The organism is Prosthecobacter sp., from assembly GCF_044236155.1.
Lineage (GTDB): Bacteria > Verrucomicrobiota > Verrucomicrobiia > Verrucomicrobiales > Verrucomicrobiaceae > Prosthecobacter.
On sequence record NZ_JBIIHA010000006.1, the window covers coordinates 213,531 to 229,039 of the forward strand.

General features: G+C 61.6%; 15 protein-coding genes. 4 read left to right on the top strand and 11 right to left on the bottom strand.

All coding sequences use genetic code 11. The annotated features are described in order from the left end of the window. Positions 1-30 precede the first annotated feature (30 nt). From ACILSE_RS07855 to ACILSE_RS07895, 9 genes are all read right to left on the bottom strand, one after another. On the bottom strand, positions 31-2,562 hold the full coding sequence (locus tag ACILSE_RS07855; RefSeq protein ID WP_395716821.1) for an ATP-dependent Clp protease ATP-binding subunit: 2,532 nt from the start codon (positions 2,560-2,562) through the stop codon (positions 31-33). After that, a complete protein-coding gene (locus ACILSE_RS07860; protein WP_395716822.1) occupies positions 2,559-3,680 on the bottom strand; it encodes a protein arginine kinase in 1,122 nt (373 codons plus the stop codon). The genes ACILSE_RS07855 and ACILSE_RS07860 overlap by 4 nt, the downstream gene beginning before the upstream one ends. A 79-nt stretch (positions 3,681-3,759) precedes the next feature. Beyond that, entirely contained in the window at positions 3,760-4,314 is a 555-nt protein-coding gene (locus ACILSE_RS07865) for a UvrB/UvrC motif-containing protein (RefSeq protein WP_395716823.1), read from the bottom strand. A gap of 83 nt (positions 4,315-4,397) precedes the next feature. After that, positions 4,398-5,012: an HAD-IA family hydrolase gene (locus ACILSE_RS07870; protein ID WP_395716824.1), complete on the bottom strand. Its 615-nt coding sequence runs from the start codon at positions 5,010-5,012 to the stop codon at positions 4,398-4,400. 36 nt (positions 5,013-5,048) lie between these two features. Beyond that, positions 5,049-5,927, bottom strand: a complete 879-nt coding sequence (gene rarD, locus ACILSE_RS07875) for an EamA family transporter RarD (RefSeq protein WP_395716825.1) — start codon at positions 5,925-5,927, stop codon at positions 5,049-5,051. Between the two features lie 6 nt (positions 5,928-5,933). Further along, complete coding sequence (locus ACILSE_RS07880; RefSeq protein WP_395716826.1) at positions 5,934-6,710, bottom strand: platelet-activating factor acetylhydrolase IB subunit; 777 nt, start codon at positions 6,708-6,710, stop codon at positions 5,934-5,936. Positions 6,711-6,851: 141 nt separating this feature from the next. Next, positions 6,852-8,222, bottom strand: coding sequence for a PQQ-dependent sugar dehydrogenase (locus ACILSE_RS07885; RefSeq protein WP_395716827.1), 1,371 nt, complete (start codon positions 8,220-8,222; stop codon positions 6,852-6,854). Positions 8,223-8,384: 162 nt separating this feature from the next. Then, complete coding sequence (locus ACILSE_RS07890; RefSeq protein WP_395716828.1) at positions 8,385-9,017, bottom strand: DUF2959 domain-containing protein; 633 nt, start codon at positions 9,015-9,017, stop codon at positions 8,385-8,387. A gap of 11 nt (positions 9,018-9,028) precedes the next feature. Further along, positions 9,029-9,385 carry a glutaredoxin family protein gene (locus tag ACILSE_RS07895; protein WP_395716829.1) on the bottom strand — a complete coding sequence of 119 codons (357 nt, stop codon included), beginning with the start codon at positions 9,383-9,385 and terminating at the stop codon, positions 9,029-9,031. Positions 9,386-9,676: 291 nt separating this feature from the next. Here ACILSE_RS07895 and ACILSE_RS07900 point away from each other — a divergent pair, with 291 nt between their 5' ends. Continuing rightward, on the top strand, positions 9,677-9,874 hold the full coding sequence (locus tag ACILSE_RS07900; RefSeq protein WP_395716830.1) for a hypothetical protein: 198 nt from the start codon (positions 9,677-9,679) through the stop codon (positions 9,872-9,874). Positions 9,875-9,889: 15 nt separating this feature from the next. Here the strand turns inward: ACILSE_RS07900 and ACILSE_RS07905 are convergent, their stop codons facing one another. Beyond that, positions 9,890-12,085, bottom strand: coding sequence for an alpha/beta hydrolase family protein (locus tag ACILSE_RS07905; RefSeq protein WP_395716831.1), 2,196 nt, complete (start codon positions 12,083-12,085; stop codon positions 9,890-9,892). A 169-nt stretch (positions 12,086-12,254) separates the two neighbouring features. On the opposite strand from ACILSE_RS07905, the gene ACILSE_RS07910 reads away from it, so the two are divergent. After that, complete coding sequence (locus ACILSE_RS07910; protein WP_395716832.1) at positions 12,255-13,028, top strand: hypothetical protein; 774 nt, start codon at positions 12,255-12,257, stop codon at positions 13,026-13,028. Between the two features lie 6 nt (positions 13,029-13,034). On the opposite strand, the gene ACILSE_RS07915 is transcribed toward ACILSE_RS07910, so the two are convergent. After that, entirely contained in the window at positions 13,035-13,457 is a 423-nt protein-coding gene (locus tag ACILSE_RS07915; RefSeq protein ID WP_395716833.1) for a type II secretion system protein, read from the bottom strand. An 83-nt stretch (positions 13,458-13,540) separates the two neighbouring features. On the opposite strand from ACILSE_RS07915, the gene ACILSE_RS07920 reads away from it, so the two are divergent. Next, positions 13,541-14,122: a hypothetical protein gene (locus ACILSE_RS07920; protein WP_395716834.1), complete on the top strand. Its 582-nt coding sequence runs from the start codon at positions 13,541-13,543 to the stop codon at positions 14,120-14,122. Between the two features lie 45 nt (positions 14,123-14,167). Further along, a complete protein-coding gene (gene clpX / locus ACILSE_RS07925; RefSeq protein ID WP_395716835.1) occupies positions 14,168-15,463 on the top strand; it encodes an ATP-dependent Clp protease ATP-binding subunit ClpX in 1,296 nt (431 codons plus the stop codon). Positions 15,464-15,509 lie beyond the last annotated feature (46 nt).

Consider the following 15,509-nt stretch of genomic DNA (forward strand, 5'->3'; position numbering starts at 1 on the left):
CAGGGAGAGAGGGGACTGCTCCGCCGCCGATCAGGCGGCGGATGAGTCGGCGGCCGCGGACACCGGAGCTGCTTCCTCCTTCTCGGCGGCAAATTTGAGGCGCTTATGCTCCTCATCGAAGGAGACCTTCACGTTGTCGCCTTCGCGCACGTCTCCGCGCAGGAGGTGCTCTGCCAGCGGGTCCTCGATGTGCTTTTCCACGGCACGTCTCATCGGACGCGCGCCATACTGCGGATCGTAGCCCTCTTTCATGAGGAACTCGCGGGCGCTGTCGTCGAGCGTGATGTGGATGTTCTTTTTCTTGAGGCGGGTGACGACCTTGGAGACCTCGAGATCGACGATGGTGTTGAGCTGGGTTTTCTCCAGCATGCGGAAGATGACGATGTCGTCGAGACGGTTGAGGAACTCCGGTTTGAAGAACTTCTTCGCGGCCTCGTGAATCTTGCCCTTGATGCCTTCGTTGTCGGCGGTGTCCTGCTGCATGGCCATGAAGCCAAGGCTGGTCTGGCGTTTGATCTGCTCGGCGCCGACGTTCGAGGTGAGGATGACGATGGTGTTCCGGAAGTCGATCTTGCGGCCGAAGTTGTCGGTGACCTGGCCTTCCTCAAGAATCTGCAGCAGCAGGTGCATCACATCAGGGTGCGCCTTCTCGACTTCGTCGAAAAGGATGACGGAATACGGACGACGGCGCACGGCCTCGGAAAGCTGGCCGCCTTCCTCGTAACCGACATATCCCGGAGGCGCGCCGATCAGGCGGCTGGCCGTGTGCTTCTCCATGTATTCGGACATGTCGATCTGGATCAGCGCCTCGGCGGTGCCGAACATGAACTCGGCGAGGTTCTTCGCGAGGAAGGTCTTGCCGACGCCGGTGGGACCGAGGAAAAGGAATGAGCCGATCGGACGACGCGGATCCTTCAAGTCGGCGCGGGAGCGGCGCAGCGCCTTCGAGATCGCGATCACGGCCTCGTCCTGGCCGATAACCTTGCCCTTCAGCTCGGCTTCCATCTTCAGCAACTTCTCGGCCTCGGCCTGCTCCATGCGCTGGAGCGGCACGCCGGTCCATTTGGAAACGACGGACATGATGTCCTCCTCGGTGACATCGACGATGCGCTCGTGGCTGGTGGAGCGCCAGTGCTCCAGCACGTCATCGTAGCGTTTTTTCGCGTTTTTCTCACGGTCGCGGAGGTTCGCGGCTTTTTCGAAGTCCTGCTCCTTGATGGAGCCTTCTTTCTCAAGGCGGATCTCCTCGATCTCTGCCTCGATGGCCTTGAGCTCGGCCGGACGTGTCATCGCGGCGATGCGGGCCTTCGATCCGGCCTCGTCCATGATGTCGATGGCCTTGTCCGGCAGGAAGCGGGAGGGCAGGTAGCGCGAGCTGAGGTTCACAGCGGAGCGCAGGGCGTCGTCGGCATACTTCGCCTTGTGATGCAGCTCGTATTTGCCACGCAGGCCAAAGAGAATCTTGATCGCGTCCTCCACGGAGGGCTCCTCGACCTTCACGCTCTGGAAGCGGCGCTCCAGCGCGGCGTCCTTCTCGATGTACTTGCGATATTCGTTGAGCGTGGTCGCGCCGACGCATTGCAGCTCGCCACGGCTGAGCGCGGGCTTGATGATGTTGCTCGCGTCCATCGCGCCCTCGGCGCCGCCGGCTCCGACGATGGTGTGCAGCTCGTCGATGAAGAGGATGACGTTCTTCGTGCGGCGGATCTCATCCATGACCGCCTTGATGCGCTCCTCAAACTGGCCGCGATATTTTGTGCCCGCGACCATCAGGGCGAGGTCAAGGGTGATGACACGCTTGTCCCGCAGGATTTCGGGAACGTTTCCGGCGGCGATTTCCTGCGCCAGTCCTTCGACGATGGCGGTCTTGCCGACACCGGCCTCGCCGATGAGAACCGGGTTGTTCTTCGTGCGGCGGCAGAGAATCTGGATCACGCGGGCGATCTCGTCCGCACGACCGATGACCGGGTCCATCTCTCCTTTTTGCGCGAGTTCGGTAAGATCGCGGCCAAAGGCCTTCAGCGCGGGTGTCTTTTCGTTCTTTTTCTTGTCGCCGCCTGCCGGTGTGTTGCCGCTCGGGCTCACGGGCTCGCTTTCCTCTTCTTCCTCCTCGTTTTGCGAGGTGAAGTTGGGGTCGAGTTCCTTCAAAATCTCGCTGCGTGCCTTGTCGAGGTTCACGTCAAGGTTGCGCAGCACCTGCGCGGCGACGCCTTCTCCCTCGCGCAGCAGGCCGAGCAGGATGTGCTCGGTGCCGACGTAGCTATGGTTGAGCGCTTTCGCTTCTTTGGAGGCCAGCGCGAGCACCTTCTTCACACGCGGCGTGTATGGGATGTTGCCGACCATCTTCGTCTCCGGGCCGGAGCCGACCTGCTGCTCCACCTGCATGCGCACGGTCTCGAGATCGAGTCCGAGCTTGGTCAAAACATTCACGGCGACTCCCTGGCCGAGCTTGATGAGCCCGAGGAGCAGATGCTCGGTGCCGACGTAGTTGTGGTTGAAACGGTCCGCCTCCTTGCGGGCGAGTGCCAGGACCTGCTGGGCGCGTGGGGTGAAATTATTCATGATTCAGGTGTGGAGGGCGGGCCTCCGGTGGTGGTTTGAGATGAGGGAGAATTACCCGGGCCGTCGATGGATTGCAACCGGGCGCGGGTGATTTCAGCCCGCATGCTGTCGCGCTCGTCGGGGGCGAGTTCGCGGGCCGCGGCGAGCTGCAAATGCGCGGGCTGGATTTCCAAAAGAAGCATGTCGAGCAGGCTGCGGTCGCAGTTGCCGACGAGATCGAGATCCGCGCCGAGGCGGAGCATGGAAAGCAGGTTCAAAGCCTCTTTCGAGGACAGGATGTGCGCGTAGCGCAGGATGGCGAAGGCACGGCCCACCTGGTCATGCAGCATTGTCTGGTGGTCCTCCTTGAGCTTGGCGCGGGCGTTTTGCTCGCTGCGCACGACGCCCTCGATGACTTTTTCGATCTGCGCGATGATCTCGGGCTCTGCCTCGCCCAGCGTGTGCTGATTCGAAATCTGGAAGAGATTGCCGAGCGCCTCGGTGCCCTCGCCGTAAAGTCCGCGCACGGCGAGGCCGATCTTGCCGACGGCCTTGATGACCGGGTTGATCTGCTCCGTGAGCACGAGCGCCGGCAGATGCAGCATCACCGAGGCGCGCATGCCGGTGCCGAGATTCGTCGGGCAGGCGGTGAGGTAACCGAGTTTTGTGTCGAAGGCGAAGGGCAGCGAGTCTGACAGTTCCGTGTCCACCCGGTCCACGAGATCATACGCGCTTTGCAGATTCAGGCCGGGGCGGATGCCCTGGATGCGGAAGTGGTCCTCCTCATTGATCATGATGGAGATGCTCTGCTTCCGATCCACCACCACAGCGCAGCCAGAGGAGCGCGCCGCGTGCTCGCGGCTGACGAGATGGCGCTCCACGAGCACCTGCTTTCTGATTTTGCTCAGGTCGGTGTAGTCCTCGCTGTAGCCGTCTCGCATCTCGGGCAGGTTTTCGACGGCCGGACGCACTTGTTCGAGCAAATCAATGCGCTGGCGCTCCTGGCTGAAGCCGGGGAAGGGGAATCCACGCAGATTGCGCGCCAGACGTACCCGCGAGGTCATGACGATCTCGGAGTGCGGGCCGGCGCCCTTCATCCAGTCGGCGGGATTTTTGATCAATGTGGCAAAGCGCATCATGCGGGTGCGAAAGTTCGACGTGACAACATGGATACGCGTTGAATGCCATGCAAGGACGGCTCCTGCTCAAAACCTCTCCTCATTTGCTCGGGGTCTTGGGCTGGAGGCGCTCGATTTCCGCCTTCAACTTCGCGGCGTCCTCGTAACGCTCCTCCTTCACCGCCAGGTCGAGGGCGGCGCGCAGTTTGTTCATATCCACTGGCGGCGTGGCGGGCGGTGCCGCCGGCACGGGCGGCGGCTCCTCGCGAACGACGGAGGCGCGCTGGCGCGGGAGCAACTGTGGCGCGGCCGCGCTCTTGCCCGGTCTCTTGCCCACATGGCGCGTGCCCTTGTGCATGTTGCGCAGAAGGCCGTCCAATCCTTCACGGAAGGCCGTGTAGCATTCCGGGCAGCCCATGCGGCCGATTTTTTTAAGCTGCGACGCGGTGAAGCCGCATGCGTTGCACACGACTTCCATCGACTCCTCGGAGCGGTGCGACGGCGTGAGAAACGCCTCCGCGAGACCGAAGCCGGTCTCCTCGGTCACGCCCTTGGCCTTCGAGCACTCCTCGCACAGATTCACCGTGGTCATCTGACCGTTGATGATCTGGGTGAGGAAGACCGTGGCCTCCTTCTCGCATACGTCGCATTTCATGGGTTCAAACAAGCGCGGCTTTCATGCCACTTGAGGTGATACGATTGCCGACACGTACTGGTTATGACAGAGAAACGCCCCCGTCAACCAATGCCCTGAGCGGCCAGCCACTCGTCCAGTTCCGCCTGCATCTGCGGGTGCTTCGCAAAGCTGTAGTGAAACGTCCGAAAACCCAGCCGCGTCGCTGTGGCGATGTTTGCTGCAAGATCGTCGATGTAAAACGTGCGCGTCGGGTCCAGGTCGAGCTGCGCGATGGTTTTTTGGAAGATTTCCTCGCCCGGTTTCGAGCAGCCCGCCGAATACGAGTAAACGCCGCCAGAAAAGTGGCGGAAGATGGGGAAAGTCCGCAAAAAGTAGTCCTTGTGAATGCCGCTCGTGTTTGAGAGCAGGAACATCGGCAGCTTTCCTGACAGCGCGTCCAGCGTGGTGTGCATCGGCTCGTTCTGCGTGAAAATCTCGCACCAGATCGCCTCAAACTCCGCCGCCGTGCCGCGAAAGCCCGTCGCCGCGATCGCCTCGCGCACAAACGTCGCGTCATCCATGCGTCCGTCCTCATACGGCAGCTTGATGTCGTCGAACAGCGTCATCACCGTCTCTGCCGGATGTTCGCACTTCTCCGCCAGCCGTCGGGCGGCGATGCTGAAGTCGAAATCGATGAGAACTTTGCCAACGTCGGAAAGCAGAACAGGCTGGGGCATGTGGGCGAGATAAAAGCGATCAAGCCTGCTGCCAAGTCATCGTTTGAGCCACAAATCACCGCAGAAAAGCGCCACGCCAGCCCAGATCAGGGCAAAGGAGGCCAGGGCCGCGGTGCTGACCGGTTCATGATACATCAGCGCGCCGACGAGGAACTGTCCTGTGGGCGCGAGGAACTGCAAAACGCCCAGCAACGCGAAGGGAAGCTGCCGCGCGCCGTGCGCGAAGCCGAGCAGCGGAATGGTCGTGATGACGCCGAGACCGATGATCAGCGCCAAATCTCGTGAAGAGGCCGTTCCCCAGATGGAAACGCCGCCTTGCTGGCACCAGAGTAAAAACACGGCCGCCACTGGAATGCCGACCATCGTTTCCATCCCGAGTCCCGGCAGCGATCCGAGCGGCGATTGACGTCGTGCGAGGCCGTAGAGCGCGAAACTGCCCGCCAGCAACAAGCCAATCCATGGAAAACGGCCCACCAACACGATCTGCGTCGCCACACCGCACGCGGCGGAGGCGATGCTGAGCTTTTGCAGCGTGGAAAGCCGCTCGCCCAGCAGGCGGCTGCCGATGAGCACGTTCAGCAGCGGATTGATGAAGTAACCAAGGCTGCAATCAATGATACGCCCGTGCTGCGCGGCCCACACAAACACACCCCAGTTGATGGCGAGCAGAAATGCCGACCACGCATGCGCTTTGACCAGCGTGAAGTCTCGCAGCGATTTCAGAAAGCCCGCCCACTCGCCGCGCAGCATGAGCAGCGGCAGGACCGTTGCCATCGTCCACACCACGCGCTGCGCCAGCGCCACATCGCTGCCGAGATGGCCGATCTGCTTCCAATACACCGGCAGGACGCCCCACAACCCGAAAGCCATGACTGCGCTGAGCACGGCACGGGCTGGAGGACGCGGTGAGTGCATGCCGCTTTACTTCATCAACTCCGCCACTTTCGGCGAGATCGCGTCGGCCCAGATTTGGTAACCGGCGGGGGAGAGGTGCAGGAAGTCGGGCATCACGGCCTTGTCCAGCTTGCCGTCGATGAGCGGGAATTTGGGGCCGATGTCGAGGTAGAAGATGTTTTTGCCGTCATCGAGCTTTGAGATGATCGCGTTGACCTGCTTGAGCTTGTCATTCTGTGGATTGAGCTGGCCGTCCGGCTTGCTGCCACGCGGGAAGACGGCCAGGAGCAGGATTTTCGCCTGCGGCTGCTTGGCGCGGATGGTTTCGACGATGGCGGTGACACCTTTGGCGATGCCCTCGGCCGTATCTGTGGCTGAATTATTCGTGCCGATCATCAGGACGCATGCCTTGGGCTTGATGCTGCCGTCGAGCTCGCCGTTCTGGATGCGCCAGAGCACATGTTGCGTGCGGTCGCCGCCGATGCCGAAGTTCGCGGGTGAGTAGGCGCTGAAGGCCTTCGCCCACACCTCCTTGCCAGCCCCGGCCCAGCCTGCGGTGATCGAGTCGCCGAGGAAGACAAGCTGCGCCTTCCCCTCCTTCGCGATGGCGACGAATTTTTCATGCGAGGCGGCAAACCCTGGGTTCACTTTGCCATCGGGGCCAAATTTCTGCGCCGGCACGTCCGGTGGCTGAGGGGGCAGTTTCACCGCAGGAGCGGCGGGTTTCGCCGGAGCCGCTGTCTGCGCCTGAACGGTGGCGGTGATGAGAAGTAGAGTCGAGAGGGCGAGCGATGTGATTTTCATGCGAGTGGATTTTGGGAGTTCGGGAGTCGAATGGCAATGCCAAATGCGAAAGGAGGCTGGTGGTGTTTCTGACACGGCGTAAAAACAAATGAGCAGCCAGTTCATGGCTGCTCATCGGGTCACGCGCTGATGAAAGCGTGATTACTTCTTCTGAAGCGGGGCCGTTTCAGCGCCGGCGGGCACTTTGTCGGCGGGCACCAGCTTCCAGAGCGCGCCGCGCTCGCTGGTGTAGGGATCGACGGGGCCGCCGTAGTTCGCGGTGGCGTGGGTGAGGTAGAGATTGCCCTCGGCATCAAAGCCGCTGCCGGTGGGGCGCAGCGGGGTGTCGAGGTCGAGCAGTTCCTGCATCTGCCATTTGCCGCCGTCCTTGGCGATACCCCAGACCTTGCCGCTGCCCCAGTCGGCGCAGAAGTAGATGCCTTCGAGGCTTGCATTGGCCTTGCTGCGGCTGACACCGATGTTGATCACGCAGTTGCCCTGATCGACGTGGCTGTATTCGGCCACGGGCAGAATGCCCACGCGGGCGGTGCCGTCGCCGTCCACGGTGGTGGAGGTGCCGTCAGGATTCTTTTTCTCAACCTGAGGGAAGACATGACTGCCGCACATGAATTTCCAGCCGTAGTTCTCGCCGCCTTTGCTGCCGGCGGGCTGCATGTTGATCTCTTCCCAGTGGTTCTGGCCGATGTCGGCGATCCAGAGGTCGCCGGTCTTCGCGTCAAAGCTGAAGGTCCACGGATTGCGCAGACCGTAGGCCCAGATTTCCGGCCGGGCCTTCGGATGAATCTTGGAGAAGGCCAGTTCCGTGACGCCGAAGAGGGTCATTTGCTGCGGCAGGGTGATGAAGGGGTTGTCCTTCGGGATGCTGTAGTTGCGGTCGGGGGTGGTGTTGTCCACGTCGATGCGGAGCATCTTGCCCATGTGCGTGTGCAGGTCCTGGCCGGTGCTGATCACATCGCCTTCCCAGCCGCCGTCGCCGCTGCCGATGTAAAGATAACCGTCAGGGCCAAAGGCGATCTGGCCGCCGTGATGGTTGCAGTAGGGGAAGTCGAGCTGCATGAGCACCTTGATGGTGTCCATGTCGGCCTCGTCGGGCTTGTTCTTCTTCGCCTTGACCTCGCAGATCATGGAGGCGCCGTTGAACCACATGTCGGCGTAGCAGAAGAAGATGCGGCCGTTCTCTTTGAACTTCGGGTGGAAGGCCACGCTGTAGAGGCCGAGCTCGAGGAAGGAACTGATGGTCTTGTCCTTGATGTCGAGGAAGGGCTTCCTGTTCTTTTTACCGTCCTTGATGATCTGGATGACGCCGGGGCGCTCGCAGACGAACAAGCGGCCGCTGCCATCCGGCGCTCCGGCGACGGCGACGGGATCGACCAGGTCGCCCGCCACTTTCACAAGAGCGACGGCAGGATTGCCGGGCAGCTTGCCGCCGGGCTGGATGGTGGTCGGATCGGCGGAGAGCGCAGGCACGGCCAGCAGGCCGAGTGCGAACGTGAGGGTGTTTTTCAATTTCATGGTTTGGGTGGGAAAGAACGCTGAGGCTATGAAACCGTCTTTCATACGGCAAGCATGAAATCACCGTCTATGAAGCAAAGGTTTGGAGGACGACGGGCGCTCTCATCCGTCGATTCGGAAAGCTGCCGCCACACCCGACGGACAAGAGTGTCCGTCGTACGGTTAAAGCGTCTGGATGAATCGGTCCGCCTCGGCGATGGAGCGGTTCATCTGCTCCAGCAGGCGCTGGATGTCGCCTTGGATGTTGTCCGCCTTCCCACGCAGCGAGCCGATGGCCGCGGCGTTGAGATTATGCTTCAAATACAGCACTTGGTCGCGGAACTGGCGCAGCACCGGGTCCATGGTGGCCTCGGCGGCATGCAGAGAGCTCGAGAGCTGCTCGAAACGGCTGCGGGTGTCCGCCAGCTTGCGGCGGCTGTCGGCGGCTAGGGAGGCGTTCTCATACTGGCGGATTTCCTTTTCCCACTCGCGGAAAAGATCGCGAGCCACGGTGTCCACCTCGCGGATTTGATCACGCACCGCCGTCGCCTGGGCCTCGCAGTCCTCGTATTCGCCTTTGAAGCGGTTGTAGGCGCTCTCGAGGTTGCCGCCGCGATAACCGGTGAGTTTTTGAAGCTGCGTCAGCGCGTCCTTGAATTCCTCTCCCGCTTCCTTCTGCTCGCCACGCGCGGCTTTGACGGCGCTCTTCAGCAGGTCTCGCTTCTCGTAGCCCAGTTTCTCCCAGGCTGCGTAGTAGATCGAGTTGCACGAGGCCAGCGTAAAGGCCAGCGCGGCGAGGATGAGGCGGGAATTCATGATCGAAGGGATCAGCCCACGAACTTCAGACTGCCGATCTGGCCGGCGGCCATGGCGGCGTGCTGGGCGTCGGTGCAGGCGGAGTTTGTCGGCGCGTCGGCAGCGGCATCGCTCTTTTCGAGCAGGCCGTTCTGGGTCATCCAGGCCTCCACTTCGTCACCGCTGATGTCGGCGAGCATGGTGCCATTGATTTCGACGCAGGGGGACAGCGGCTGGCCGCTCTTCTGCTCCATCTCCCAGCGGAAGGCGGGGTTCTTGATGATGTCCTTCTCCTCGTAATCGAGTCCGTATTTGCGGAAGATGGCGCGGACGCCTTCGCTCCAGCCACAGTAGGTTTTCAGGTAGGCGGTGATTTTGGGTGTTTGCATGGCGCGGTGGGGTTACGTCGCGAGACTAGCGGACGACGCGGTGAATGCAACTCCGCGGCTGTTTCCGCGGGCTTTGCGCCTCCGGCGGTCAGGCCAGGGTCGGCGGAGAGATAAAAATGAGGCAAAGGGGGAGTCTCGCGCTATGGTCGCCACACAGGTCATTTTCTGTGTTCGCCGCCTCCTTGGAGAGGCCATGGATTACGTTCTCCGTGACTGCCCGTTCGCCAGGGCGGACATGTCATCATCCCACGTGTTGCTGCTGGCCGCAGCCCTTCAACGAACCCCCATTCCATGGCAACTCCCAATTATTCATTCGAGAAACGGAAACGCGATCTGGCCAAAAAAGCCGCCAAAGAAGCCAAGCGCCTGAAAAAGAAGGAAAAAGGGGGCGAGCCTCACACGCCGGTGATCATCGAGCAGAATCAGCAAGGCTCTTTTGCGGACGAGGATGTGCCGGCGGCAGATGACGTCAGCGTTCTGTCCGCGTGACCTTCCGACAGGACGTTACTTGGTGATTCCGAGCTTCGTCTTCAGAAACTCATACGTCCCCACGCCGTGGATCATGTGCCCGGCGTCGAAATGCTCGATGGTAGTGCGTTCGCCGATGCCCAGCTTGTTGTAGAGGCGGCGGACCTTGGCGAACTCGTAGTTCACCCATTCGTCGAGGCCCACGCCGTCGTTGTGGCCGCGCTCGACCATGAAGGGGCGCGGCGCGATCAGCGCGGCCATCTCGGCGTAGTTGAAGGTGCGGCCCATGTTCCACTCCCAGATCTCGTACTCGTGGGTGTGGGTGTAGTTCATCGGCATGTCGGTGCTCACGCATTTGCGCACCCATTCATTGAAATCCCCACTGCAGATGCTCAGGCAGTAGTCCTTGAGCACGGCTGGTGTGCGCATGGCTGACTTGCCGCCGTAGCTGAGGCCGTAGAAGGCGATCTTGTCTGGCTGCGTGAAGGGCTGCGCCTTCAGCCATTCGAGAATGCGCTGGTGCTGCCCGTTGATGACGCTGTAAAGCGTGAGGCCGAGCGGATTGAGCTTTCGCTGGAGCGTGCGGAAGGCGTGCATGCCGCGATACGGATTGTGCGGCGCGAAGGTGATGAATCCCTGCTCCGCGAGCCGCAGTGTGAAGGCCTGGTAGGCACCAAAGGCTCGCTGCGTGGCATCTGTGGTGATCGTGTCTTCAGGAATGCCCTCCAAACCATGCTGGCAGACGACCACGGCACGTTTCTCTCCTTCTTTGAGATCCTTCGGCAGGCACAGCCAGCCCCAGGCGAAGACATCCTCCCACACATCGAGCGTGACTTCATAAATGCGCACCGTGTCCGTCTCGCGCACGAAGCGGCTCCTGGCGTTCATCGGCTGGTTCGGGTCTGGCAGGCGGCCGATGACCTCGTTCCAGAAGCGGTCGCGCTCTTTCGCGGTGTGGGCCTCGTATCCCGGCAGCGATTGGAGAGGCAGCTTGTCCCAAAACTGCGCCTTGCGCTCCATCTCGGTGCTGAAGAGCAAACGTTGCGTGAAGGCCTCCAGCTCACGCACGAGGCGCTTCTGTCGCGTGGGGTCCGGTTTGATCGTGATGGTGGCTCCGGTGATCTTCAGTGACTTCAGGGCAGCATCGGCAGTCTTCTTTGGCAGCAGGTGGCGGATGATCTGCTCGTTGTTGGTCTCCTGCGTGGCCGCGAGGATGAGGCTGGCGGGCGAGATCGACTTTGCGCGGGCGATCTCACTCTTCCACGCCTCCAAATCGGGCGCAGAGAGTTTTCCAGGCGCGGCGATGGCGCGCACGCCCTTCGCTGCCTCCATCGAAACAACATGGTTCGGATAAAAGAGGTGCTGCAGCGCCAGTGGACGCGGAGCGATGAGGCTGGCCACCTCCGCGTCGCCGAAATCACGAAGCAGGCCGAAGACATTCCGCTCGATCGGCTCCTGCCACACGCCTTCACGCGGCGCGAAATAGCCCATCGAGTACACGCAGTCGATGCGTTCGTCGATGGCGGCGGCGTGCAGGGCCTGCATGCCGCCCTCTCCGATTCCGGCGATGAGCACCGGCACCTGCTCCGGCTGCGCTTTGAACCAATCGACGATTGAGAGCGCCTTCTGCACCTCGTAACCGATGATGTGGCGGCCCAGTTCGTAGCTTTGGCGATATACCCACTCGCGGTGCGGGATGTTGGTCTTCACGTTGAACTTGTCGTTCGTGCTGTGTTCCGAATCGCGGCTTATCAGCGCGGGGATGACGACCTCACAGCCCGTCGTGAGCAGCCACTCGTCCACCAGCTTCTCCGGCGTGCCGTCGGCATCCGGCAGGTAGATCACGCGGGCATGCGGCTTCGACTTCGGCTGCACATAAATGCCCTCTCCATGCACGCCATCTAAGACTGGCCAGCGCACGCGAAAAACACGGCACTGCTCCGTTTCGAGCAGCAGGGCAGGGGAGGCCGTGTCACCGATGAATTCGAGCGCACTGACGGGCAGGCGCTCATCCACGATGCCGATGGCCGCCTTCAGTTTCTCACGCGTCGGTTTTCGGCCCGTCTTCGACTGCTCGATCAGCCGCAGCGCCATCTTGTCGATGCCCGCGACCATCGTGGCGGAGAAATCGGGATTCGGTTCCAACGGTTGGCTGCCGGGGAGAACTTGCCCCCTGGCCGTGTTGCAAAGCCAAATGAGCGAGAGGCCAAGGATTCTGATGGGGCGGTTCATGTGCCACTAACGATCCTCGACCGTGCTGACTTGCCGTTGGATGGATGTGTCCATTTCATGTCCGGCATGAATTCTTGGGCAAACCGAGCGCTTGACGGCACGCGGTCGGGTTTCCGACTTGGCAAAGCTGGGTGCTATGGCAGTCTCGGGTCGCAACTGTTTCCTCCGCATGGCTGAATCGAACACCGCCCCCACTCCCGCCCCGCGTCCCAGACCGGGGTGTTTTGGAACGCTGGCGTTGACGCTGCTGGCCGTGGTGATCATCGGCGGGATCGTGGTGTGGAAGGTGGTGGACGCGGGTTTCGGGTTGAAGTGGCTGGCGGAGCATTTTCAGAAGAGCAGCATCACGGAGGTGTTCCGCGAGAACGTGCGGCGCATCGTCTCGACGAACGGGGACGTGCTGGAACTGGCGACCCTGGAGTCAGAGGAGACGGTGACGAAGTTTGACTCGAAGACGCTGTTTGACGTGGTGTATCTCGGCACCACGGAGTCGGAAATCCGGGCGATGGTGGTGTATCGTTATCATTTGAAGCTGTCGGACGACTGGAGCCTGAGCGTGCGTGACGGGCGTTGCATGGTGATCGCGCCGGCGATCCGGCCTTCGCTGCCGCCGGCGATCCGCACCGAGACGATGGAGAAAAAATCCGCGGCAGGCTGGCTGCGTTTCAACGCGGCGGAGAACCTGTCCGAGCTGGAGAAGGGGCTGACGGCCCTGCTCGAAAAACGCGCCGCGACGCCGGGCAAAATCAGGAGCGTGCGCGAGGCGGCTCGGCTCTCGGTGGCGAAGTTTGTGCATGCGTGGGTGCTCAAGGAGCAGAAAGACCTCGAGCAGGGCGGCATCCGGGAGATCGTGGTCGTTTTTCCCGATGAAGCAGGAGCAAAGAACGAGGCGGAGGCGCTAAAGCAGCCCGCCACGCTGCATCTCGAGGTGAAGGCGGACTGAGGCGGCTCAAAGCTGGCCGCCGGCCGGATCGTAGAGCAGCAGTCCGGCCTCGAACTTCACAAAGGCAAGCGCGTCCGGCAGGCGGTGCGCGTCAATGCCGCCCAGGCGGAAGATTTTGCCCTTCCAGATGCCATGACGGCCTGTCGTGCCGTTGATGAGGTTGGTCACGGTGGCATGCTTGTCATTCACCACCACGAAATCAGCGCCAGCCACCGTGGCGTAGACGCCGAGCGAGACGATCTCCTGGGCGTTGCGTTGATCCACCATGCGCCGCATGGCTTTGCGGTGCCCGCCGCCATAACTTGCGATGATCAAACCGCACATGATGGCAATGACGGAGATTACGACCAGCATCTCCAGCAGCGAAAAACCGCGCGCGCCCCGAGCTGAGGCGGCGGACAGGCCGGAACGTTGTGGACAGCGGAACATCGGCGGAAAATGTCCTTCATCATGATGCCGGTGCAATCTCTCGTTTTGAATCCGGCGTATTCCGCGTCTAGGGCATTCCTGAAATGAACCCTGACCACCTGCCAGCTTCCTTGCGCGCCGCGATCGAGTCCGCGGGTTATCGCGTCGTGCGCTGGGCCGCGGCGCGTGAAGTGTTGAGCGCGCGCGTCGCGAAGGGGCGCGTAGCAGGTGATTTGGGCGCATTTTTGCAGCGCTGGATGCCGATCTCGCCGCCGGTCGTCAGCAGGGATGCGTTCAGGCTCGTTTTCAATCTTGCAGCGGAGCATTCCTGGCTTTGTGGCGGAGATTTCGAGCTTGTTTCCGCTCCGCCGGAGCGTGGACTGCTGCATCTGCCTGCGCTGCGTTCTTTTTGGCGGAATGAACTGCGGCAGGAGCATTTTGAGGCGCTGAAGCGCGTGGTGCCGCCCGCGTGGTTCATGGATCACGGCAAAGTGCCGCCCGGAGCGGTCATCCACGGTCTCGGCATCACCGGTTTTGAGCGCCTCGATCGGATGAACCATGACGAATGGGAGGCTGGGGAGGGTGTTTTGAGCCGGAAACAGCCCTCAGGGGAGCGGATCGTCGCCCAATATGGTCGTGATGACAGAGGGAAAGTTGTTTTGCGTTCCCTCGAAGCGGCATCTTGACGCACGGCACGCCTCCGTGCGAGATTCAAACACCTCCAAAAATCCATGGCTCGCGGCTCCAACGTCACCCTCTGCTCCTTCTGCGGCAAAAGCCATGCGGAGGTGAAAAAGCTCATCGCCGGGCCCGGTGTGTACATTTGCGACAACTGCATCCACGTCTGCAAAAACATCCTCGACAAGGAGTCCGCTCAGGAGGCCGACGGCGGTGGCGCCTCGCTGCTTGTGCCCCGTCCTGCGGACATCGCCGCATTGCTCGACCAGCATGTCATCGGCCAGCCGCAGGCGAAGAAGGTGCTCAGCGTCGCAGTGCACAATCATTACAAACGCATCCTGCACAGCCAGCAGCAGGCCGCCCGCAACGGTGGTCCGCAGAAAAAAATCACCGCCGCGCTGCCGGACCCGCACGATGTCGAGATCGAAAAGAGCAACGTCCTGCTCATCGGTCCCACCGGCTGTGGCAAGACGCTTCTGGCGAAGACGCTTGCGAAGATCCTCAATGTGCCCTTCAGCATCGCCGACGCCACCACGCTCACGGAGGCTGGATACGTCGGCGAGGATGTGGAAAACATCATCCTGCGTCTCCTGCAGGCCGCAGATTACGATGTGGCTCGTGCCGAGATGGGCATCGTTTACATCGATGAGATCGACAAGATCGGCCGCAAGACCGAGAACGTCAGCATCACCCGGGATGTGTCCGGTGAAGGCGTGCAGCAGGCGCTGCTCAAAATCATTGAGGGCACCGTGTGCAACGTGCCGCCGCAGGGCGGGCGCAAGCATCCGCAGCAGGAGTACATCCAGGTGAACACGGAGAACATCCTTTTCATCTGCGGCGGCGCTTTTGTGGGCCTCGAAAAAATCATCGAGCGCCGTCTCGGCAGGAAAACGATGGGATTCGCCACGGTGAGCGACCAAAAGTCCGCGGAATCCTCCGGGGTGCGCTCCAGTGTCGAGCCTGAAGACCTGCTTTCCTTCGGATTGATCCCCGAGTTCATCGGCCGCCTGCCGGTCATCTGCCCGCTGGAGGCGCTGACCGAGCAGGAACTCATGCGGGTGCTCACGGAGCCGAAAAACGCGCTCACCAAGCAGTTCTCCAAGCTTCTGCACATGGATGGCGTCGAGCTCTCCATCACCCGCGACGCCATGCTCGCCATGGCGAAGGAGGCCGTGTCACGCGGCACCGGCGCCCGTGGTCTGCGCAGCATTTTCGAGCGCATCATGCTCGATGTCATGTATGACGTGCCCAGCCGGATGGACGTTCGGGGCGTGACGATCAACGAAGGCGTCGTCAAAGGCGAGCGCGCTCCCTTGATGCGCAAACGCATCGACCGCAAGGCAGCGTGAGGTGTTTTGGAGTGGCGACGATCCGTCGCCAAACAGCTTTTGAATG